A 21473-nucleotide genomic window follows, 5' to 3' on the forward strand; every position below is an offset into this window, starting at 1 on the left:
GTATAAGTAAATCACACACGCCTCAACTATGCGGTAAATTAGCTAAGCATTGGATGTAATAGTAATAATACCCTACGCAACATATAAAAAGAATATTAGTAGGCAATGTGTATAGAAACTAGACATATATCTAATTTGAGCATTTATACTTTCTGATCTTAAAATAATCAATCAATGTCTATTTTACCATAAATTCGAAACAACTACAGTTCGACCTTTTATAAAAAAAGGGCAGCTTAAAAAGTAATCTTTTATTACTTTTTAAACGCCCTTATACTTTGCCTGATATTCGTTTACGCTACTCAATGATTTCATTCATTATTCCGTACTTAAGACACTTCATTTCATATACTCACAATAAAATGAGGCAAAATCATCAAATGCTTTACTAAATGAAAAGAATCATTATCTACTGTTGTTTTGTAACACATCCACTATACGATCATAATTATTGAAGTAGACTCCTTCATATTTTGCTAACTTTTTAAGCTCAAGAAATGAGTCTTCACGATGAAATACTACCTGAAAAAACAATAAAAATATCGCTTGAATAACAAGTAACTTAATAATAATTCCTTCTATTCTTTTCATAACTCCCACCATTTTTTATCTCACATTATAGGCAAATGATGTTTTTTTATACATTATTTCGATTTTCTAATTGTTTTTCAAAACAAAATCGAATGATTATTTGTCTATCACTATCTGAAATATCAGTGAATTTGATTGAAGCAATGTTTTTAGTACTCCCTTCTCTCTCTATCAATCTCACAAACCGACTTTTTATATTTAAATATTGAATAATTCCAGATTTCAACGGAAGAGCTAACCAAGTATTGATAGATGAATCAGGTGATAGCGTGATATCTTTAGGAATTAGAATCGCTGTACCACCTGCACTTATATCTTCCGTTACAGTTGTAAAAGGTGTAAATTCCATATTAGAACTATGAATAGCAGCATCAATAGTTGTTTCAATCCTAACAAATTCTCTTCGTTGAATCTTAATGAAATCATCCTCATCAGGCTTCTTTAATCTAACCATTGGTATCGTTCCTTTTACTTTTCCTAATACTTCAGTAAAAAAACATATGCTGTGCCATCTGGACTAACGTAAGTTACCTTAAAATGCTTTCCATCTGCTACATATACAGTTTTATTAGTTGATAAATTAATTGGAAAATCAATGAAAACAGAATGACTATTGATATCTAAAATTTTTGTTTTAAATTTTTCTGACTGATTTGTAAGTTTTTCTTCTAGTACTAAACTATCCCCTATTTTCATGAACAATCACCATACTCCCACTTTTATGAAATATACGAATTAATAAATTACTTATATTATGACAGAATACCTATAAAAGAGAAAGACTCAAATAGCTTTAAGATATAAGAACTCTTACCATATACCTATTTTTTGTTATAAAATAAACAAAAAGCACCCAAAAGTATACAAATATTACTTTTGAATGCCTTTTTCTTAGCTAAATAGTATTATCATAAGACGGCTCAGCTTCATCCATTTTTTCTACCATTTCTTCATCTAAATTATCTGCATTAATAAAAATGCGATACGTATCATTTCCAAGTACACCTAAAAACTCATAACAAAGAATTTCATCACCTAGATCATTAGTAATAATCGCTAATCGATTTTCCATTACTTTTACTTTTGGATTTATTTTTTTCTTCGCTTCTTCCATTGATTTTTCAGGTTTTTTTAATTGTCTATTCTTATCTGTTTGTAAATACTCTTCTGCCGAATAGCCAATAATAGAACCTGTATCTAAAGCTACTTTTACTTTTATAGAATCCGTATATATTCTTATTCCATTTTCAACTTGAACAAAGTTAAAAATGGCAACAGAATCATATTGTGAGCTCTCAAACATCTCCATTGATTTATAATTTTGTTTATCTAAGAATAGTTTTGCTTTTTTCTCAGCGTCATTTAGACTAATTTTAGCTTCCTTTACTTCTCGATTATTCATAAATATAATAGGATAACCAACAACTTTCGTTAAGTCTAATGTCGCATAATTATTGGATTTAGTATCTTTAATATCTACAGTATAAAACTCAAAATCTGATCCTGCTCGATTTTCTTTCACTGAAAATTTTGCAGTTTTATCATATGAGACAAACTTTTTAGCAATTTCAATTGCTTCTTCTTTAGAAATCTCTTTACCTTTAATATAACGATATTTCTGATCTTTTTGCCTATGAGAAACATGTGTTGGACCTAACTGTGAAGCTTCTGAAAATCCATTTACTTTATTTTCTACTGTTTTAAAACCATCAATAATGGAATTATCCTTCGCTTCATCACCTGATGCTAATGCTAATTCAACATCCATCCATCGTAAATTATTCTTCATTACTGTGTTCTGAACTTTTCTCAATTCATTTTGAATATCACCTGATTGAGCATATAATTGCTGCAATAGTTTATATTCTTGATCAGAAAGAGGTTCCTTCTCTAAATCTCTTACCGCTGCTTTATAGGTAAAATCACCAATTTCATCTAGAAACTCTTCTGTTTTATTAAAAGGTAGTAAAGCTAACGGTAACTGTCCAACGTCATTTTGAGCTTCAGATGTTACCCTCCACACATCCGTTAATGCCGGTGATAATGATCTTCTTGAATTCATCGCTAATGTAGTACCTAATTTGTCATTTAATAAATCAACTTGATAGGTTAAATCATGAAAGGCGCGCTGATAATTATTTTCCGCTTGAACAAGGATCGCGTTTTTTTCTCGATGCTCTTGATAACCCCAATATGCAGTTCCAGCTACACCAATAGCCAAGACGGCTATGATAATACCTCTTATCATTTCTCTGCTCCTTTCTATTCACAGAATATATGTTTACCAATTTTTTTGATTTGTGGACGTGACCAAATCCACTTACTAGTAGCTGTTTCCGGATTAAAATAATAGGTCGCATTACCTGATGGATCCATCCCATTAATCGCGTCAATAACAGCTTTCCTAGCAGTTTCATTAGGTGTAAGGTTAATTTGTCCATCTGCAACAGCAGTAAAGGCAAGAGGTTCAAATATGATACCAGAGACTGTATTAGGGAACGAAGGGCTTTCCAGACGATTTAAAATGACAGCTGCAACAGCAACTTGTCCCTCGTACGGCTCTCCTCGTGCTTCTCCATATACAGCTTGTGCTAATAAATTAATATCATTATTTGAAAAACCATTAGGCACATTGCCTGTTTTTGTCTTTTGCGTATTAGTATTCGTCTCTTTTTTAGCGACATTATTGTTCTTATTTGATTTTTGAGTCGCTTTTTGATTATTCTGCTTCACTTGTTTTTCGATTGGAACGTTTCCATAATACGTAAAAGTATTTCCTTTATTTATTTGTTCATGTACCCATTCTTTATTGAAATTTGATGCTTTAACCAGTTTACTTTTTGTTTTTTCACCAGCTAAGCCATCAATTGGCATTCCAAATTCATATTGGAAATTTCGTAATGCCCAATAAGTGCCCCAACCAAAGACTCCATCAATTTTCCCATTATAAAAGCCGATATTTTGTAACCTAGCTTGTAATTCAATTACGTCATCACCAACCGCTCCCTTCTGGATTACTTGCTCTGTGAATCCATGTACATTAGTTGGAAATGCTGTAAACAACATGACAAGTATTGATGCAATAGCAACGGCATAACCGTTTAAGATTTTTTTTCTCAAGCAATAACACTCCTAACTTAAAAAATGGAAGTAACCCTAGTGTTTTCAATCTAGTGATTTTTATTCCAAATAAAAAAACTATGCTTTTCAATTGCGAAAGCATAGTTTTAATTCATCATTTCAGAAGCGTGTATATCAGAAAGCTGTCTTGCTTTCTTAATTTTTCGAAGTCCAAACCACCAAAGAAAGATCATAAACGGAACGATAAAATATAACCAATAGAATTGCTTTAATAAAATATAGTCATAAAGACCATGTAAATTATATGGGATAAAGAAAGCTAGAAAAAGATACTTATTATTCTTTTCCTTTGTAAATTTCCCTTTACCAAAATAATAGCCCATAATCACACCAAATAAAGCATGACTTGAAACAGGTAGCAATGCACGACCAAATGCATATTCTACACCATTAGCTACTAAGTAAAAAATATTTTCTGTCGTTGCAAAACCTAATGATACTGCTGATCCATAAACTATTCCATCATAAGGCTCATCAAAAGAGGCATGATAATAAATAGTGTACATGATAATAAACCACTTAAAAAATTCCTCTAAAAAACCTGTTGCAACAAAAGAGGAAATTAAATCACTAGTGATGATATGTTCAACTTCCAATATATATTGAATAAACATAATAGGAAAAACAAGAATAGCCCCAAGTAGAAACGTTCTTAATACAATAAGTATGGGCTCCGTTCCATAATAATCACGCAAATAAAAATAGCTTAGTAATGCTAGGCCAGGAGCAATACCAGCTGTAATAATGACCAGCATTTGCTGACCTCTTTTCTTTATTTTTATATAATCGTATCACGATATTCTAAAAAATGCAGTACTCTTTAGAGGCAAATTATAAGAAGTTCATTGCATTTATTAGAAAACTATGTTTACATTTCTTTGTTATCCATTTTTTCAGTAACTATTTATTATGTAAAAGGAGGATTGTTATGAAAAAAAATATCCTAACGATTCACACTGGTGGAACAATATCCATGTTTGAAGATAAAGAAACAGGTGCTGTTAAGCCCTCAGAAAAAAATCCTATATCCATTGCTCCCGTCGAGTTACAAGAAACTGTTTCATTAATTATTGAGGAACCCTTTTCATTGCCTTCTCCTCATATAACGCCTAACGAAATGCTTATCATTCGTGACATTATACTTAAAAAGATGGAAGAAACAACAATTGATGGTGTAGTTATTTCTCATGGAACTGATACTTTAGAAGAAACGGCTTATTTTTTAGATTTGTTAATTGACACAACAATTCCAATAGTATTAACAGGCGCTATGCGCTCGAGTAATGAAATTGGATTTGACGGCTTACATAACTTCGTTTCAGCCATTCGCGTTGCTTGTTGTGAACAAGCACATAATAAAGGTGTGCTCGTTGTATTAAATGATGAAATCCACACGGCTATTAATGTTACAAAAACACATAGATGAAACTATTTTATGACACATTATTAAACCGTTAATTTAGTCTATGTATTAATCATTTTTTCAAGCTATAGACTAATTTATTATTTTTGAAAAGAACGTTAAAATATTACACACATAAACACTATTTTCCTTAAGTTTATATAGCCAGATAGAATAATGAATCTATGCGCATCAACTTTTCCTCTAAAATTTAAAAGGCCACCAATAAAGGTGACCATTGATCATTATCAAACATTCACTAACACTAAATTACTTTCTTTCATTCCGTGAAAACAGCAAGATAACTGTACAATTAAAAATATGAATATGTCCTTATTTAATTCATGTTGCGCTATTATATTAAGAAACAGTGATAATAGCCCTCTATAGATGCATACTATTTCTTAATTCCCTAATAAATGTAATACATACGAAAATAGAAAAATAATATTACACTCGTAGAAAAAGCCACTCAAATTAATGAATGGCTTTAAAAACTCCTCTTTAGTATTGGAAATCCTTTTGGTTAACTGTACTTTTACTTGCTAAAATAACAGCTAATTTGATTCGTGCTTTTTTGCTATCGTAGTCCTCTCCAAGAATAACTCCATTTTCTTTGAGATCATTTGCACTACCTTTATAACCATATGAAGGATATACTTTACCTTCTTCCGCACTTGTAGTAACGACAAAAGTTATTTCATTTGCGTATTTTTTGATTGCTTCCATCATTGTTGGTGTAACTTGCCCTCTACCTACACCTTCAAGTACTATTCCTTTTGTACCAGCTTGAACAGATGCTTCAATAAATATACTGTCTGATCCTGTGTGGCATTTAATAATATCAACTCGTGGTAAATCACTTGATATGTTAAAATTATCTTTTCTAATTGGCTTTTGATAAACACTTACAACATCATTATCAATAATGCCTAGATAACCATATCCAAATGATTCAAAACCTTGTAAATTTGAAGCATGAACCTTTTTAACATACTTTGCTGAATATATACGTTCATTAAATACAACAACTGCTCCTGCATCATGTAGCAATTCACTTGAAGCAGCATAAATAGAATTTTTCAAATTAGAGAATACATCTGTTCCCACTTCCGCAGGAGAACGCTGTGATCCTGTTACAACAACAGGTCTATGATCGTTAATTGTTATATCCAAGAAATAAGCTGTTTCCTCTAAGCTGTCAGTACCATGAGTAACTACAATTCCATCAACGTTATTATCTTTAAATTCTTTTTCAATTTCTTGCTTAATTTTAACCATTGCTTCAAAATCAATGTGCATGGATGGTAACTGTAACAAATCAATTATTTTAATCTGATATCCTTGAGGAAGGTCACACATAGAAGCTAACTCTTCACCGCTTATTGCTCCTGATTTTAATAATCCTTTTTCTACTTCCTTACTTGCTATTGTTCCACCAGTTGTAATAATTGTAATTTTTTTAGACATTTTTTCACCTCATATCCAATAATATTACTATAAGATTTACTTGAAATAAATATGTAAAACATTTTCCTCAAATCAATGTACACCTATGTTTTCTATAATAATTTAAATAAAATATTATAGAAAAAGACCAAATTCTGGTCTCTTCAGCATACTTCATTTTATATAGATAGTGACTTGATAATAATAATAATAATAATTATACCTAAATCATTTGTTATCTTAATAATCCTTAGTCTGGTAAAAATCAAATCAATAACTTTATATTTTCTACTTTTCATCTCTACTGTTACTTCTCATAATTCATGTCAACTTGTATACCTAATAATTTACTCTTATCAGATTCATCCGTTAATACTAGTCTTGTGTTATCTTTTATAATTTGCTGGTATTCTTCTGAAGTCATTAAGTCTTTAAAAGATAATAATGTATCTTCATTAATGGTAGCTATATATTGTAACCCTTTAGCAGAAACTTTTTCGTGTGCAACTTTAAATAACGTATATCTTTGCCTAGGATCCATATTACTAAATAAACGACTATCGTGAAATAAAAAACCAAACTTATGATTTTGCTTCAAAAGTAAAAGAGTCATGTCAAAACAGAATATTTTAACTTCATTAACACCATCAGATGAATCATCTTGAATCTTAGCTATGATGTCAAATCTGATAGTATTATCACCTTCATTATTCCTAATTGTTAATCCTCCAGGCTTTTTATCATAAAATTCCTTCGAAAGATCTCGAAAGGTTGTCATAATCTCCTCTAGTAATTGTGAAATATTCTCCAAATATGTATCTACTTTGTCATTTTCACTTACCATATCTGTTTGAACATTTTTTAATTTCTTTTTATATGTTCGAAGTATCTCTTGATATTCATTAAGACGATTGAGTTTGTTTTTCATTTCATTTAGCTTTTTATTAAGAGCATTAAAATTATCCAAGGCACCATGGGTATCGAGAAAACTTAGAATTTGATCCATCTTTATTCCTGTTTCCGCCATTTCAATTTCTATCTGTTTCAATTCTTCTTGTTTCTTTAATATTTCTTTAACAAGCCTTTGATTACGATTTTTTAAAAGATTCTTTTGAAAATTAACAGCTTCTTCTATTTTTTTAACTACCATTTCTGGTACTTCTATTAATGATTGCTTATATAAATTAATTACTTTCTGTTCAGAAAGATCTGGCCGAATGTCTAAAGATTTATTTATGCTTCTAATATGGTTGTTAATTAACACTCTTTTATTTTCTAATTCCTTCAAGGAATATTTTATTTCGTCTGCCTCTTTCTCTATTTCATTGTAATTACTTGATATTTTATATTCAGATATTTCATCTTCTAATTTTTTAATATTATATTCCAAATCTAAAATTTCAATTTCAGTATCCTCATTATTACTGAAATGTTCTCTAATTATTGGATCATCTTCTATACCTGCTTTTAAGTCTTTGGTTTTATTAAATAGACTCCTAAGCCTTTGTTTTTCAGTAACTAATTTCGATTCTAGACCGAGAAGGTAAGAATTATTCAAAACCTTCCCATAATCTTGTTCATCTTTAATAAATTCATCATACCTTACATAACATTCTCTATCTCTACGAATAAATCGAGGAAATAAAGTGTTAAAAGTTAAATATTTTATCGTATCGTCTAACCCAAACACTTTTTCTGCCATAATAGTACGGAATTTTTTTAAAGTTAGGTTATCTCCATTTAAGATTATTCTATTTTGTTTAGATGTATTTCGAACTGTTTTATAAAGATCATTATCAATAGAAAACTCTAATATAAATTCCCAACCAGGTAGCTTTTCTTCAAAAGCAGCAATTTTATTAGAACCTAAACAAAAATGGATAAGGTATATCATCAAGGATTTACCTACACCGTTATATGTATTTTTTTTATTTTTATCCTCTGGATTTGCTTGTTTTCCTATAATTAAATTTAATCCTTCTTTAAATTTGATTTCATGAAAGGAATTCTTATTTGAACTTAAACTAATTAATCGCATAATTCTATATACCCCCTTTCATTTTCATTTATCGCACCTATTATATATAAGAAGTTTAAAGCTAGTAAAAAGTTATCTAAATTATGTTGTGAAGGTAAATAATTTGTATTATTTATTTTTTGAAAGTCAATCCATAACTCATCAAAACGCTTAGGTTTGTTAATTAATCCAATTATAAAGCCACCTAAACCAAAAATTGACTCAGACATTTTTATATGCTTCTGTGGTAAAATCACCCGATTACACCTCTACTTCTTCATCTTCAGGTATTTCAAAAATATCACATGACTCAAAATAAAAAGCCATTAGAACTAACACTGCGTCTTTTACTGCTTTTTTCCCATTAGGTGATGCATTTTTAAGAATATAAAAAAACCTCTGATCAGCGTAGTTTTCCATTTCTTCAGTAATCATGTCCTTTGATTGATTATACAGTAATCTAAACCGTTTCTTTAGTTCTTCTTTAACATAATCTCCATTTTCCATAAAATACGCTTCCAAATCACCTATCTGATAACTGGCTACATTCAACATATTTTTACATGTAGAACCCAAATTATTAAATATGATTTTCTTTTCAAAATCAGGATCTTCTACATAAGCATCTGGAGAAAAATCACTTTCAGAATTCATGAGAAAATCTATTGCCTCATTCAAGAAATGATAATCTATAAAACTAATTTCATCATTAGGTAGAATACCAACAATATCAATAATATCTTCTTCTCCCAAACTTAAAAATATCACTTCTAAACTATTTGCTGGAAAGGTATCACAGATAACACCTGGATTCGAATTACCTAACACGATAATTTCTTTCTCCACAGTTGGAGGAAGACCTTTAAATTTGTCATTTACTACATAATAAAACTCTTGGATTTTGCATACATCATCCCAATATTCTTTTAATCCTTCAAAATCATCATTTAATTTTTTTACTGCATCACTAACTGTTCTAGTTTTTTCAATATTTTCTGGTGCAAAAACCTGATAATATATCCCTTTAGTTTTATCAAAACCATCATTTTTTCTATCACCTATATTGCCATAAGGTTTAACTTTTCTAAAATTTTCATTATGCCTGATCATAATGTTCGAAAAAAGATTTTCAAATGATTGTCCATCATTCTCATGGACTTTTAATTTAAATAGTACTTTAGCTATATATTTTTCAGTTGGTTTCATTTATATCCACCTTAATAGTAGAATTTTCGAAATTATCATATAATATATTAGCACTATTTAACATTTTTTCAAACTTTTTTAAAATGCATGATAACTAATACAGAGAGATTATTCCTTCAAAACATTGTTTGTTATTCATTATTTTCTTTCTTGGGGATAGGCCGACTTAACTTCTTATGCTATATATGTCTTAAAAAGCACATAGTAGTAACGTTTCCACCTTCCAAAGTCCACAATATGGACCAATTGGAATTGTGACAAAAAGAGGAATCGTCTTTCACCACCTACCAATTCTTTCGAGAAAATTTAATGTCCATAGCATTACGAAAAACGTTCCTCTGCTAAAAGCATATGCAGGAATGGATTCTACAATCCTTGATGCTTTAAACCAATTACAAATTGACGGACTAATTATTGAAGCTCTTGGCCAAGGTAACTTACCTCCGAAAACATTACCAGGAATACAATCCTTACTCGATAAAAATATTCCAGTCGTTATTGTTTCTAGATGTTTTAATGGTATTACACAGGATGTTTACGGATATGAAGGCGGAGGAAAACATTTGAAACAGTTAGGTGTCATTTTCTCTAATGGATTAAATGGTCAAAAAGCTCGTTTGAAATTATTAGCAATCTTAGAAGAAGGCAATACTCAAAATATTGATAAGCTATTCAATAGCTAAAATTCATAGATTAAAAATAGCTTTTTTTAATTAAATCAGTTAATTTATATTTTAAGATTTCATTCCTAATAATAACAAGTTAAAACCTTCAATTTGATTTTCAATAGGCTGTTTCAACAGCTTAGTTGTCCATGTATATAAAAAGAGGTGTCCATCTATTGAATAAATGGACACCTTTTCTAATTGTATTATTAATGAAATCCCAGATTAATTTTTACATGATTCAGCTTGCTTACTTTCGTCAATACGTTTAGCAATCAGTTCACCATGAAATCTTCCATTTTCAATAAAAATTTCATTCGCATTATTACCAGCTGCTATCACACCAGCTATAAATAAGCCTGATACATTCGTTTCCATCGTTTCCTGATTAAAACAAGGTCTACCACTTTCCTCATCAATCAGAACGCCCATATTTTTCAAAAATTGATGATCAGGATGATAGCCAATCATCGCAAAAACAAATTGTGCAACAATTTGTTTTTCAACTGCTTTATTCACCGTATATACTACATGACCTTCTGAAATCGATTTAACTTCAGCATTAAATTCCATTTTAATCGTACCATTTCTAACAAGCGCTTCAAACTCTGGCAAAATCCAAGGTTTCACGCTTTTAGAATACTCACTACCTCGATATAGTACCGTAACCCTCGCACCAGCTTTTACAAGCTCTAAGGCCGCATCTACACTAGAATTTTTTCCGCCTAATACCGTAACATTACAGTCAAAATACGGATGTGCTTCTTTAAAATAATGAAATACATGAGGTAAATTTTCCCCAGGTACATTTAATAAATTCGGCTGGTCATAATAACCAGTAGCTACTACAACATATGGCGTTTCATATTGTTCTTTACTCGTTGTAACAATAAAAGTACCATTTCCATTCTTTTCTACTTTCTCCACTCTTTCAAAAGCATGTACATTTATATTTTTTCTTATAACCACTTCACGGTAATAGGCTAAAGCTTGGTTTCTAACTGGCTTACGATTTTCCGTAATAAATGCAACATTGCCAATTTCAAGCTTTTCGCTAGAACTAAAAAAAGTTTGATGTGTCGGATAATTATATAGAGAATTTACCACATTGCCCTTTTCAATAACTAAAGGATTCATACCTATTTCCTGTAAGGCAATTGCTGTTGACAAGCCACAAGGGCCTCCTCCTATTACGATTGCTTCTTTCTTAAGCATACAAACCTCTCCTTACATGACACTTATAGAATTTACCATTAAATATATACTTAATCCTACCAATGATTTCATTAAAGAACAAAAATGAAAGCACTATGTCATCCGGATACATAGGCTTACCATTACGATTAAAACTTGAAATCCACATAGAGAAATTCAAACTTTATAATTCGACATTTTTGATCTTTTGAAACGGCAATTTTTCCTACAAACAATTACTTTTTTACTATGTATAAGAAAAACTTCTACCTTAAAGATAGAAGTTTTCGTAATATAATTCAATAAAAAACATATGAAAATCGAAAATTTGTTAAATCCATCCACGAAAACGAGATGCTTCAGCCATCTTTCTTACTCCTACCATATATGCCGCTAAGCGCATGTCTACTCGTCTATTTTGTGCTGTTTGATAAATGGTGTCAAAAGATTTAACTAATATCTTTTCTAATTTTTCTTCGACTTCTTGTTCGGACCAATAATATCCTTGATTATTTTGTACCCACTCAAAGTAAGAAACTGTGACTCCACCTGAAGATGCTAATACATCTGGCACTAATAAAATATCACGATCTGTTAATATTTGTGTCGCTTCCAGAGTTGTTGGACCATTAGCTGCTTCCACCACTATTTTTGCTTTAATATTATGAGCATTTTCTTCCGTTATTTGATTTTCAATAGCAGCTGGAACCAAAATATCACAATCTAGCTCAAGTAGTTCTCGATTCGTTAATGTATGGTTAAACAATTTTGTAACCGTTCCAAAACTATCTCTACGATCCAACAAATAATCAATATCTAAACCATTTGGATCATAAAGTGCTCCGTAAGCATCAGAAATACCAACAACTATTGCTCCAGCGTCATATAGAAATTTCGATAAAAAGCTACCAGCATTGCCAAATCCTTGAACAATCACTTTTGCCCCTTTTATTTCCATCCCTCTTTTTTTGGCAGCCTCATTAATACATATGGTTACTCCTTTAGCAGTAGCAGATTCTCTACCATGAGAGCCTCCAAGCACTAAAGGTTTTCCTGTAATAAAGCCAGGAGAGTTAAACTCATCTATTCTACTGTATTCATCCATCATCCAGGCCATAATTTGTGAATTTGTAAAAACATCCGGAGCTGGTATATCTTTAGTTGGACCAACGATTTGACTTATTGCACGAACATATCCTCTACTTAGTTTCTCCAATTCATTAAAGGACATTGTTCGAGGATCACAAATGATCCCACCTTTCCCACCACCGTATGGTAAATCTACAATTCCACATTTTAAACTCATCCAAATCGATAAAGCTTTAACCTCTGTCTCAGTTACTTCTGGATGAAATCTTATTCCGCCTTTTGTAGGACCAACAGAGTCATTATGTTGCGCACGATAACCGGTAAAAATTTTAACTTTACCATCATCCATTTTTACAGGTATCTTAACCGTCAACATTCTTAAAGGTTCTTTCAATAGCTCATAAACTTCATCAGGGTAACCTAATTTTTCAAGAGCCTGATGGATAACAGTCTGGGTTGAGGTAAGCACATTGTTCATTTTTTTGTTTGATTCAGCACTATTTTCGGAAACCATTTATGGACCTCCTAGAGAGACTTATTTAAATTGAAATATTCTATTTCACAGTGTTAGTATACACTTCAAAAATTGAAAATTGAAGTAAGAATACGAATATTATGAAATAAATGGTTATTTCGAATAATTATCATAAACGCTCTCTCTCATAAAAAAATCCAACCAAAACACATAAATTTTCAGTTTGGGAAATAAATATTCATCCATTGTATCGCTTGACTCGATATTATTTCTTTTCCATTTTCCTGTAAGTAAACATCAGATAAGGAACTTTTTTCTCCGTATTCTGATAGAATTAAATGCATTTTATCGTATTGATGCAATCCAATATTTTTAATCGATATAAAATAAGCATGTTTATAATAAAGAATGACACTATCACAAATTAAATTCATATTTTTTAGTTCCTGACACAATTGAATCAGGTCCTCAAAGTATTCGAGTTTATAAATCATTTGCTGCCTATTCTCCATCATTACTTGTAAATCTAATAAATCGTCATCAGCCAAGCAATTTAAATACTCATCTCTTGTAATAATCATAATGATTCCTTGGGCTTGCAAAGAATAAATTTCAATTTCAATAGCACCACTCATTTTAAACTCAAGCTCATCGCATGCTTTTTCTACCAATCTTTGAATAATCACATGAATTTTTATACAATTTGATTTGATGTCTTCAACGGTTAATCCATTTTCAAACAAATCTTCATTCGTTAAAACCATTTTTATTTTATTTTCTTCCAATCTTTCTACTATCACTTAAATGCCTCCTACGATGAAAACATTTTCCCTACATCATCATATGAAACATCCTATTTCCTGTGCATATCCTTTTAGAAAAACCAACCGTAACTTAAGATACGAAAATAGAAATAATCAGAAACATAAATCAGTTGAATGAATCAGAAAGCAGGGACAGTCGATCTCCTTTCGCGCTCGTTCATACCCACGAAAAAGTCCGCTCGTAGCAGATATCAACAAACTTATCAATATCATCATGTAAAAGAAAAAAGACTGTAGACAACTCGAAGAAATTCAAGTTGCTACAATCTGAGATTTTCATTATTCCGAAACAATAGTAAGAGAGAATCTTATCTTACACAAGATAAACATTTGGAATTCCCGACTGCTATATAAGTTTAGAATCAAACTGCAACTGCCACTCATTTACTCGATGATATATTTATTAGATGCGTTTCTGATTTCGCACCTAATCGGAACGGAACCAAACTAGTACCATATCCATTACTCGTTAAAACAACGGTACGTCCTTTTTTCACAATACCACCTTTTTTATATCGACCTAATCCGAATATTCGAATTTGTCCTCCATGAGTGTGTCCACTTAGGACAAGAGAAATTTGATGTTCTTCTTTAATTTTTTTGACAATTCTAGGACAATGACTAGCTAAAATCTTAAATGCTGTAGGGTCACTATCACTCAATGCTAAATCTAATCGATCTCTTTGATGATTATAATAATCTACACCTAACAACGATAATTTATCACCAGTGTTTGACTCAAACAATACCGCTGTATTATCTAAAACCTTGACGCCCAAACTTAACAACGTGGCATCAAGTTGATGATAATCTAGTTCATAATCATTATTACCCCAAACAAAATAACAAGGAGCTAACCCTCTTAGTTTTTTGATATTAGCTTCAATTCTTGAAAAAGGTACTCCTTTTTCAGCCAAATCTCCACCTATAATAACCAGATCAACTTTTCCTTTTGTCTTTTCTATAACCTCATTATTAACCATACGTTTATGAATATCAGAAATAAAAAATATACGAATTGTTCCGAAGCTATTCGGCAACTCATCAAACACTATTTCATGTTTAATTACATTGTTTTCATTCGCTAAACTCCACATATAAACAAGTAATAAGAGTAATAGAAAAACAAACAATAACACAATATACAACATAAAAACTCCTTGTATTTACGAATTAAATGAAAAGACATAGAAAAATCATACCACAAGTATTTGGAAAAATATATTTGATTGTATGCAAACTATCTCTCACTAACAATCCGCTACTGAGATCTTGACCTGCCTTCTTATTATTAATAGAAAAAAGAGCTGTCCAATAAATCCTAATTTAAAAAGATCGTTCTATGAGTGTTTTTTCTTTTTTAGAATACCTCCTAATTATTAGTAAAAATCTTAAAATAGATGTTGATCACTATCTAAAATACATAACATCAGCTTTATTAAAGAAATGCATAAAACATGAACAAATCAAGTGACTCAAAAATCGACCTCCATAATAAAGCATAGGCCTCCAAAAAGTGATTTCTAATCACTTTTTGGAGGCCCTACGCTTTGTATTATGTATATATTAATCTTTTGTTATATCTAAAATTCGGAATCCTGACTCTTCTAGTTTTTTTGTAAACTTTTCTAAATTGGAAGTCGGCTCAATTTTCATAACAATTCGTCGTAATAATTGATCGCTTTCATCGAAGGTAACTAATGATATAATATGCTCATGATAATGACGAGTGATTTCAGCTAATTTAGCAATTCTTCCTTCAGTTTCTACTGAAGTAAAAGCAATTCGAATACCTTTCTTTTGCATTCCAAAGGCACTTTGGAATTGCTCTAATACATCAAAACGAGTAACCACTCCTAAAAATACATTTTGCTCATCAACTACAGCTAATAATGGAAATTGCTTTAATTTTAGCAATGTTTTTTCCATTATTTCATCGCCTTTAAGCACATCATCCTTATGGGTGGCAATTTCACCTGCTTTTGTGCTTGTTAAATACAAATCTCGGTTTCCACCAGTTTCAAAATAATGCTTATAAATACTGTTACGAGTTACAATACCTGCGTATTGCTGATCTTTTAAAACAGGTACACCATCAACACCATTCTTTTCAAGGGTTTGTAAAGTATACTCGAGAGTATCTTCTACGGTGACAAAATAACATTTGAATTTCGGAATCATGATACTTTTTACAAACATATGGTGGCTCCTTCTCTTAATTTATTTATTTTCATGAAAGAGATTAATATCATATTTTTCTTTCATAATTAAAAAAATTTTATGTCTTTCCTTCCATGCGTACTCTTGTTTCCATAAATCCTTACTTCGATCTACAATTTCACACCGAAGTGCATGATATTCTTTTTCAGCTTTATCTGTCTTTTTTTTAAGTACTAACATATACCCATAACAGCCAACTACTACACCACAATATAGGAGAGAATTAGATTTATTGATAAAAAATGTCAACATATCAAAAAACGAGTATGAATAAGGTTGTACAACCAAATAATACATATAAATAACAAATAACAAACCAAGAACTAAAGCAACTATTGTTGTCCAAAAATGCTTTTTCTTTAGTAAATCGAACTTTCTTTTTCGATCGATAACATTTTGCAACATTCTTTTGGTAGCTTGGTCTGTTATTTGATTATCCAATGCAACAATTGTCTGATCCAAAAACACTCACCTCCTACTACTTTCAATACAAAGTGTATGAGGATAAGCCCTTTTGCAGAACCAAATTTTATTTTTCCTAATCTAGTGGAATTTGTAATACCTGTCCAACATGAATATTATTATCTTTCAAACCATTGTATTGCTTAATTTTTTCAATACCAGATGTTGAAGAATAATATTTCATAGCAATTCGGTATACAGTTTCCGAAGGCTGTACTGTATGTTGAACTACCTTCCCCTTATTGCTTTCTTGACTTTCTTCTTTTTTATCTTCTACCTTATTTGTATTTGTCGTTGGCTTACTCACCTTATTGGTTTCCTTTGGTTCCGTTACTGCTGGTTTAGAAGGATTTGATTCAGTATCTTTTGTTGCTTGACTATTCTTAGGATCTTCTTCTTGCTTATTGACTTGCGTCTTATTATTTTCAACTTTTTCAGGTTTTTTATCTTGCTCTTCTTCATCATCCGTAACGATACTTTCTTTATCTTCACTATCATACGAATCATACCCTTTTATTTCTTCTGAATAACTTGGTTTACTATTCGCTAGTATCCCGTCTGATTTATTTCCTTTTGTTAAATGAGAATAAATAGCAAACGTAGTTATAATCAATAGAATAAAGAATACCGCTAAAATTTTCACTAAAGAAAATTTTACTTTCCAAACTACCTTCTGTTTCTTTTTACTATGTATTTCTTTTCTCGAAGGTAATGAAGAAGTACTGTACTCAAAAGTATCTTCTTCTGCTGATTTAACTTCATTTCGTAAAGAATCAGCTTGATCTTTATACTCTAAATCTTTCACATATATCCCTCACTTTTTCTAACTCTACCAATATAATTCTTTTCTATCTCAACGATATACAGTGATACTCGTTAAGCATTAATTCTTTATTTTATGTAAATAATTCAACCTTATATATAAACCTAAAAGAAAGTCTATTAAAAAATGTGCTGTAATAGTAACCATTAAATTATTCGTTTCTTGAAAAATAAACCCAATAAATAAACTTAAAACCGTTACATTTATAAATAGATAAGGTTTAAATAGATATCGGTAATGAACTATAGCAAATATAATACTTGCTATCCAAATATTCGTGTGGTGTTGAATAACACCACGAAATAAAATCTCTTCTCCAACAGCAACTGCTAATGTGACGAGAAAGATATGCCAAATCGGCAAAGAGCTGAATATTCGCTCGTTAATTCCTCCATCATCGTACCAGCTTGAAGGGATAATTTTCATTAGTAGCAAATCTATTAATACAATACCTATTCCTACAGATACTCCCCATATAATAATATTTCGGTCATTCCACTCAAAAAGTGAACAAAAATCGTTAAAATGATCAAATAAAAAAAATCCCAATACGACTGAAATGACCAATAAGATTAATTGAGTTAACCAAACATTTAATACTAAAACCTTATCATCCATGTTTTTAATTAATTCCGCTTGTTTATTTTTCATCATATTCAGCATCTTTCGTTAGTAGAAAATCAGATAATACTTTTTGCCAATCTAACTCTTCTTCATAAGGAAATGGATTATATTCTTCACCATTTGTGAAATAAATCTCAAGATTACAGTCACAGTTACTACAACATATTTCTTGGTCTATTGTTGGCTGCTCATTAAAATACTCTGTAATCCCTTTTCGATAACACTCTTTTCGAAAAAGCCAATTATAAAATTTTGCCCACTGAATTCGTTTTTTTTCTACAACATCGTCAATATGTTTGCTTAAAAAGCGAATAGCTTCTTTAATATTTCCATTCCTTTGTTCCAAGGCGTAATTCAATAATCGTTCTTGATTATCGGTAAACCCCATTCTTAAAATAACCGTTTGTAACTCTTTTCTCGATATATCTACTAGTTGTTCACCATAGTGAGCAACTAGTTCTTCGAACAAATGAGATAATTGTTGTTCAGAAGGGGTTTCATTTTCAAGTAGAAAAAGTGGTAAGCCTTCATCACCTTGGCAATACAAAAGAACTGCAGCGCTTTGTTTTCCGTCACGACCAGCTCTACCTATTTCTTGTAAATAAGCTTCTAAACTAGTCGGCATATGGAAGTGAATAACAAAACGAACATTTTCCTTATTAATGCCCATTCCAAAAGCACTGGTCGCACAAATAACTTGTAACTGATTTTGCAAGAATTGTTGCTGTATGAGTACTCTTTGGTCTTGATCTATTCCTGCATGATAAGTGCCTACACCTTTTATACCGTTTGCTTGTAGAACCTCACTGGCTAACTCCGCTGTTTTTTTACTTGAGAAGTAGATGATACCTGGCTTTTTCAACTTTGTTACCAATTCAACCATTCTTTTTTCTTTTTCTTCATAAGTAGCATAGGTTTCCGTAAAAATTCCAATATTACTTCTATTAACTGTTGTAACTACTTCATGCACCTGTTCGAGATGTAAAAACTGTTGAATATCTTGACGGACTTCTTTCGTTGCTGTGGCCGTTAATGCAAGTGTTAAAGGATTATTCAGCTGCTCTCTCATTTCTCCTATGCGTAAATAATCTGGTCGGAAATCAAACCCCCACTGTGATATACAATGAGCTTCATCCACTACAAATAAACCAATATCAATTTTTTTCAGAACCTCTATCATATTTGAAAAAGCGAGCATTTCAGGAGATAAAAAGATAAAGTTATAACTGTTTATATTTCTGAATGCTTTCATCTTTTCTTCATGACTTAAAAAGGAATTAATAGCAATTACTCTTTTTTCTCCATTTAACTTTAATTGTTCTACCTGGTCTTGCATTAATGAGACAAGTGGAGAAATGATAATGGCCGGTTTCTTCATAATATACACGGGAAGTTGATAACAAATTGATTTCCCGGTACCCGTTGCTAGCATTGCTAGTGTATGTTGTCCATTTAAAATAGAACGAATCGTTTCTTCTTGTCCATCTCGAAAGGATTCATAACCAAAATACTTGGATAAGTGCTCTTCTAAATTCAAGACAACAAACCTCCTTTTATTAGAGCTAGACGAATTTGAAAATAACTAACTTGCTCAGATAGTGCACCTTTAATGATTCTTAGCTGCTTTGTTTTCGATTTGATTGCCGCTTGTATTATATCTTTCACTAATGCATCACTTACATATGAAGAAAGGTCTACTTCATTTGTGTAAAGTACCAACTCCACAATATGGTCCTCAATCGTATTATTCTTCAAATTTCTTGCCGCTGAGATTTCATCTATAGTTAATCCCTGTCTTAAATAACCTAATGTAATTAAACTGCTTTGCGTAACAGGTAATGCATGATTTTCTTGAATATCATGAAAGACAGAATATAAGGTAGAGAAGTCATTTCGTAGTTGTTTCACTGAATTCAATAAAAAATGCAACGTATCAATGAAATAAAAATAAATATCTTCTTCATTTAATTGTAGACATTCTGCAATTTGTCGATCACTATACCCTATTCTTTCATAACCAGTAAGTTTTAACATAAAGATTTGTGCTTGTTTGTTAGGGAGTTCTGATAACAAACGGTGTAACTCATCATGGACAGCCTTTGCAAGAGTTTTCTTTTTATTATTCTGTGATAGATATACCTTTACCCAATTTTGAATCGCTAAATCTCGTTGAACACAATAATATCTTGAATTATTATAGACCGCGTTAGAAAGAACTTGAAAAAGTAAAGAAAATCGTCTCCAAAACAATGGCGCTAGCATATGATATTGTATACCATTTATATTTGGTAGCTTTCTATGTGTCATTTCAACTATTTGTAAAGCTTCTTTACCTTTTACCGTACATTTATATGTCCCTTTTTCACGATCAATAAATAATAGAAGTCCTTCCTCATCCAGATGAGTCAGTACCTGTTGGAATTTGTCACGTGTAAGCATTGGATAAACCCGAAAATATTGAGAAATTTTATAAATATGACTGTCTTGTATAGTCTGAGAGGATTTTTTGCCATTTATCAAATGATATACTGAATATACCGTTCTTTCTTCATTAATTTTATATAAACAGTGTAAAATAATCGCTTCAAGATAAGAGCATAACAATTCGAATCACACTCCTATAATAATACTTATTCCTACCTTATATCTTATCAGAATTTGCCGTTTCTTGCTGAAAAACATTTATCATTCCAATTTGTGGCTTATACCAATTACACTCTTTTTAAGTGTAATCAAATTCATAATGGAAATACTATTGAAAAGTTAATCAGCGATGTATACAATAAGATTTAGTAAAAGGTTTCTTTCTGAAAAAGTAAGAGCTGTTTATAATACATAAGTAAGGGGAGGTTATATTATGGCTAAGTATACTATTGTCGACAAAGATACATGTATCGCTTGTGGAGCTTGTGGAGCAGCAGCACCAGATATCTACGATTACGATGATGAAGGTATTGCATTTGTAACCCTAGACGATAATCAAGGTATTGTTGAAATTCCTGATGTGCTAGAAGACGATATGATGGATGCCTTTGAAGGTTGCCCAACAGAATCAATCAAAATTGCTGATGAACCATTTGATGGCGATGCATTAAAATTTGAATAATAAACCATTATATGTGAATTATCACACAACGATAATAACATATTAGAAAAACGGCGATAAAATACGCCGTTTCAGACTATAGACAAACTCGAATTTCTCTGAGTTTTTCTATAGTCTTTTTTCTTTTATATACATTATAGAGATTTCTCTATTTGAATATCCGAAATCTACCAAATAGTAAAAGG

General features: G+C 31.1%; 21 protein-coding genes and 2 pseudogenes. 3 read left to right on the top strand and 20 right to left on the bottom strand.

The features are described from left to right. Nucleotides 1-405: 405 nt before the first annotated feature. The 6 genes from BN349_RS09420 to prsW all read right to left on the bottom strand — a co-directional run bounded on the left by BN349_RS09420 (nucleotide 406) and on the right by prsW (nucleotide 4487). Nucleotides 406-591, bottom strand: a complete 186-nt coding sequence (locus BN349_RS09420) for a YpfB family protein (RefSeq protein WP_019242048.1) — start codon at nucleotides 589-591, stop codon at nucleotides 406-408. A gap of 46 nt (nucleotides 592-637) precedes the next feature. Continuing rightward, nucleotides 638-1045 (bottom strand): flagellar brake protein, encoded by a 408-nt coding sequence (locus tag BN349_RS24850; RefSeq protein WP_051024222.1) that lies wholly within the window; start codon nucleotides 1043-1045, stop codon nucleotides 638-640. A 23-nt stretch (nucleotides 1046-1068) separates the two neighbouring features. After that, nucleotides 1069-1287, bottom strand: coding sequence for a flagellar brake protein (locus BN349_RS24855; RefSeq protein WP_232423544.1), 219 nt, complete (start codon nucleotides 1285-1287; stop codon nucleotides 1069-1071). 199 nt (nucleotides 1288-1486) lie between these two features. After that, nucleotides 1487-2839, bottom strand: a complete 1353-nt coding sequence (gene ypeB / locus BN349_RS09430) for a germination protein YpeB (RefSeq protein ID WP_019242049.1) — start codon at nucleotides 2837-2839, stop codon at nucleotides 1487-1489. A 14-nt stretch (nucleotides 2840-2853) separates the two neighbouring features. Then, nucleotides 2854-3657 carry a spore cortex-lytic enzyme gene (sleB, locus tag BN349_RS09435; RefSeq protein WP_087960624.1) on the bottom strand — a complete coding sequence of 268 codons (804 nt, stop codon included), beginning with the start codon at nucleotides 3655-3657 and terminating at the stop codon, nucleotides 2854-2856. A 161-nt stretch (nucleotides 3658-3818) separates the two neighbouring features. Continuing rightward, nucleotides 3819-4487 (bottom strand): glutamic-type intramembrane protease PrsW, encoded by a 669-nt coding sequence (gene prsW / locus BN349_RS09440; RefSeq protein WP_019242051.1) that lies wholly within the window; start codon nucleotides 4485-4487, stop codon nucleotides 3819-3821. Nucleotides 4488-4660: 173 nt separating this feature from the next. Between prsW and BN349_RS23725 the strand changes: the two are divergent. Continuing rightward, a pseudogene (locus tag BN349_RS23725) lies at nucleotides 4661-5152 on the top strand (asparaginase domain-containing protein); the annotation flags it as partial. 486 nt (nucleotides 5153-5638) lie between these two features. On the opposite strand, the gene BN349_RS09450 reads toward BN349_RS23725, so the two are convergent. The 4 genes from BN349_RS09450 to BN349_RS24860 all read right to left on the bottom strand — a co-directional run bounded on the left by BN349_RS09450 (nucleotide 5639) and on the right by BN349_RS24860 (nucleotide 9806). Further along, complete coding sequence (locus BN349_RS09450; RefSeq protein WP_019242053.1) at nucleotides 5639-6604, bottom strand: asparaginase; 966 nt, start codon at nucleotides 6602-6604, stop codon at nucleotides 5639-5641. Nucleotides 6605-6890: 286 nt separating this feature from the next. Beyond that, nucleotides 6891-8621: a DUF2326 domain-containing protein gene (locus tag BN349_RS09455; protein ID WP_019242054.1), complete on the bottom strand. Its 1731-nt coding sequence runs from the start codon at nucleotides 8619-8621 to the stop codon at nucleotides 6891-6893. Further along, nucleotides 8612-8830: an ABC-three component system middle component 6 gene (locus tag BN349_RS09460; protein ID WP_148335222.1), complete on the bottom strand. Its 219-nt coding sequence runs from the start codon at nucleotides 8828-8830 to the stop codon at nucleotides 8612-8614. Before BN349_RS09460 ends, BN349_RS09455 begins: the two co-directional genes overlap by 10 nt. 31 nt (nucleotides 8831-8861) lie before the next feature. Continuing rightward, nucleotides 8862-9806: an ABC-three component system protein gene (locus BN349_RS24860; protein WP_019242056.1), complete on the bottom strand. Its 945-nt coding sequence runs from the start codon at nucleotides 9804-9806 to the stop codon at nucleotides 8862-8864. Nucleotides 9807-10000: 194 nt separating this feature from the next. Between BN349_RS24860 and BN349_RS23735 the strand changes: the two are divergent. After that, nucleotides 10001-10489, top strand: a pseudogene (locus BN349_RS23735) (asparaginase); the annotation flags it as partial. Nucleotides 10490-10696: 207 nt separating this feature from the next. Here the strand turns inward: BN349_RS23735 and BN349_RS09475 are convergent. The 10 genes from BN349_RS09475 to BN349_RS09520 all read right to left on the bottom strand — a co-directional run bounded on the left by BN349_RS09475 (nucleotide 10697) and on the right by BN349_RS09520 (nucleotide 20786). Next, nucleotides 10697-11686 (bottom strand): YpdA family putative bacillithiol disulfide reductase, encoded by a 990-nt coding sequence (locus tag BN349_RS09475; protein WP_019242058.1) that lies wholly within the window; start codon nucleotides 11684-11686, stop codon nucleotides 10697-10699. Between the two features lie 310 nt (nucleotides 11687-11996). Beyond that, nucleotides 11997-13268: a Glu/Leu/Phe/Val family dehydrogenase gene (locus BN349_RS09480; RefSeq protein WP_019242059.1), complete on the bottom strand. Its 1272-nt coding sequence runs from the start codon at nucleotides 13266-13268 to the stop codon at nucleotides 11997-11999. A gap of 179 nt (nucleotides 13269-13447) precedes the next feature. Then, nucleotides 13448-14029 carry an adaptor protein MecA gene (locus tag BN349_RS09485; RefSeq protein WP_019242060.1) on the bottom strand — a complete coding sequence of 194 codons (582 nt, stop codon included), beginning with the start codon at nucleotides 14027-14029 and terminating at the stop codon, nucleotides 13448-13450. A 404-nt stretch (nucleotides 14030-14433) separates the two neighbouring features. Continuing rightward, complete coding sequence (locus tag BN349_RS09490; RefSeq protein ID WP_026089258.1) at nucleotides 14434-15204, bottom strand: metallophosphoesterase; 771 nt, start codon at nucleotides 15202-15204, stop codon at nucleotides 14434-14436. Nucleotides 15205-15619: 415 nt separating this feature from the next. Beyond that, the gene (locus BN349_RS09495; protein WP_019242062.1) at nucleotides 15620-16252 is read right to left on the bottom strand and encodes a CBS domain-containing protein; all 633 of its coding nucleotides are present in this window, start codon (nucleotides 16250-16252) and stop codon (nucleotides 15620-15622) included. 21 nt (nucleotides 16253-16273) lie between these two features. After that, nucleotides 16274-16735, bottom strand: coding sequence for a YpbF family protein (locus BN349_RS09500; protein ID WP_019242063.1), 462 nt, complete (start codon nucleotides 16733-16735; stop codon nucleotides 16274-16276). Between the two features lie 76 nt (nucleotides 16736-16811). Then, entirely contained in the window at nucleotides 16812-17540 is a 729-nt protein-coding gene (locus BN349_RS09505) for a LysM peptidoglycan-binding domain-containing protein (protein WP_019242064.1), read from the bottom strand. 78 nt (nucleotides 17541-17618) lie between these two features. Then, on the bottom strand, nucleotides 17619-18212 hold the full coding sequence (locus BN349_RS09510) for a CPBP family intramembrane glutamic endopeptidase (protein WP_019242065.1): 594 nt from the start codon (nucleotides 18210-18212) through the stop codon (nucleotides 17619-17621). Further along, nucleotides 18199-19719, bottom strand: coding sequence for a RecQ family ATP-dependent DNA helicase (locus BN349_RS09515; protein WP_019242066.1), 1521 nt, complete (start codon nucleotides 19717-19719; stop codon nucleotides 18199-18201). The genes BN349_RS09510 and BN349_RS09515 overlap by 14 nt, the downstream gene beginning before the upstream one ends. Next, complete coding sequence (locus BN349_RS09520) at nucleotides 19716-20786, bottom strand: helix-turn-helix domain-containing protein (protein ID WP_019242067.1); 1071 nt, start codon at nucleotides 20784-20786, stop codon at nucleotides 19716-19718. Before BN349_RS09520 ends, BN349_RS09515 begins: the two co-directional genes overlap by 4 nt. Before the next feature lie 253 nt (nucleotides 20787-21039). On the opposite strand from BN349_RS09520, the gene BN349_RS09525 reads away from it, so the two are divergent. Then, the gene (locus tag BN349_RS09525; RefSeq protein ID WP_019242068.1) at nucleotides 21040-21288 is read left to right on the top strand and encodes a ferredoxin; all 249 of its coding nucleotides are present in this window, start codon (nucleotides 21040-21042) and stop codon (nucleotides 21286-21288) included. Nucleotides 21289-21473: the final 185 nt, after the last annotated feature.

This window comes from Bacillus sp. AP8 (genome assembly GCF_000321185.1).
GTDB classification, from domain to species: Bacteria; Bacillota; Bacilli; order Bacillales; family DSM-1321; genus Bacillus_AD; species Bacillus_AD massilioanorexius.

Bases quoted from the DNA above. Each gene is read 5' to 3' on its own strand.
- ypeB (WP_019242049.1), bottom strand. From the start codon at position 2,839: ATGATAAGAGGTATTATCATAGCCGTCTTGGCTATTGGTGTAGCTGGA.
- BN349_RS24860 (WP_019242056.1), bottom strand. From the start codon at position 9,806: ATGAAACCAACTGAAAAATATATAGCTAAAGTACTATTTAAATTAAAA.
- BN349_RS09495 (WP_019242062.1), bottom strand. From the start codon at position 16,252: ATGTTTGTAAAAAGTATCATGATTCCGAAATTCAAATGTTATTTTGTC.
- BN349_RS24850 (WP_051024222.1), bottom strand. From the start codon at position 1,045: ATGGTTAGATTAAAGAAGCCTGATGAGGATGATTTCATTAAGATTCAA.
- BN349_RS09480 (WP_019242059.1), bottom strand. From the start codon at position 13,268: ATGGTTTCCGAAAATAGTGCTGAATCAAACAAAAAAATGAACAATGTG.
- BN349_RS09460 (WP_148335222.1), bottom strand. From the start codon at position 8,830: ATGTCTGAGTCAATTTTTGGTTTAGGTGGCTTTATAATTGGATTAATT.
- BN349_RS09510 (WP_019242065.1), bottom strand. From the start codon at position 18,212: ATGATGAAAAATAAACAAGCGGAATTAATTAAAAACATGGATGATAAG.
- prsW (WP_019242051.1), bottom strand. From the start codon at position 4,487: ATGCTGGTCATTATTACAGCTGGTATTGCTCCTGGCCTAGCATTACTA.
- BN349_RS09525 (WP_019242068.1), top strand. From the start codon at position 21,040: ATGGCTAAGTATACTATTGTCGACAAAGATACATGTATCGCTTGTGGA.
- BN349_RS24855 (WP_232423544.1), bottom strand. From the start codon at position 1,287: ATGAAAATAGGGGATAGTTTAGTACTAGAAGAAAAACTTACAAATCAG.
- BN349_RS09420 (WP_019242048.1), bottom strand. From the start codon at position 591: ATGAAAAGAATAGAAGGAATTATTATTAAGTTACTTGTTATTCAAGCG.
- BN349_RS09450 (WP_019242053.1), bottom strand. From the start codon at position 6,604: ATGTCTAAAAAAATTACAATTATTACAACTGGTGGAACAATAGCAAGT.
- BN349_RS09455 (WP_019242054.1), bottom strand. From the start codon at position 8,621: ATGCGATTAATTAGTTTAAGTTCAAATAAGAATTCCTTTCATGAAATC.
- BN349_RS09475 (WP_019242058.1), bottom strand. From the start codon at position 11,686: ATGCTTAAGAAAGAAGCAATCGTAATAGGAGGAGGCCCTTGTGGCTTG.
- BN349_RS09490 (WP_026089258.1), bottom strand. From the start codon at position 15,204: ATGTTGTATATTGTGTTATTGTTTGTTTTTCTATTACTCTTATTACTT.
- sleB (WP_087960624.1), bottom strand. From the start codon at position 3,657: ATGTTGTTTACAGCATTTCCAACTAATGTACATGGATTCACAGAGCAA.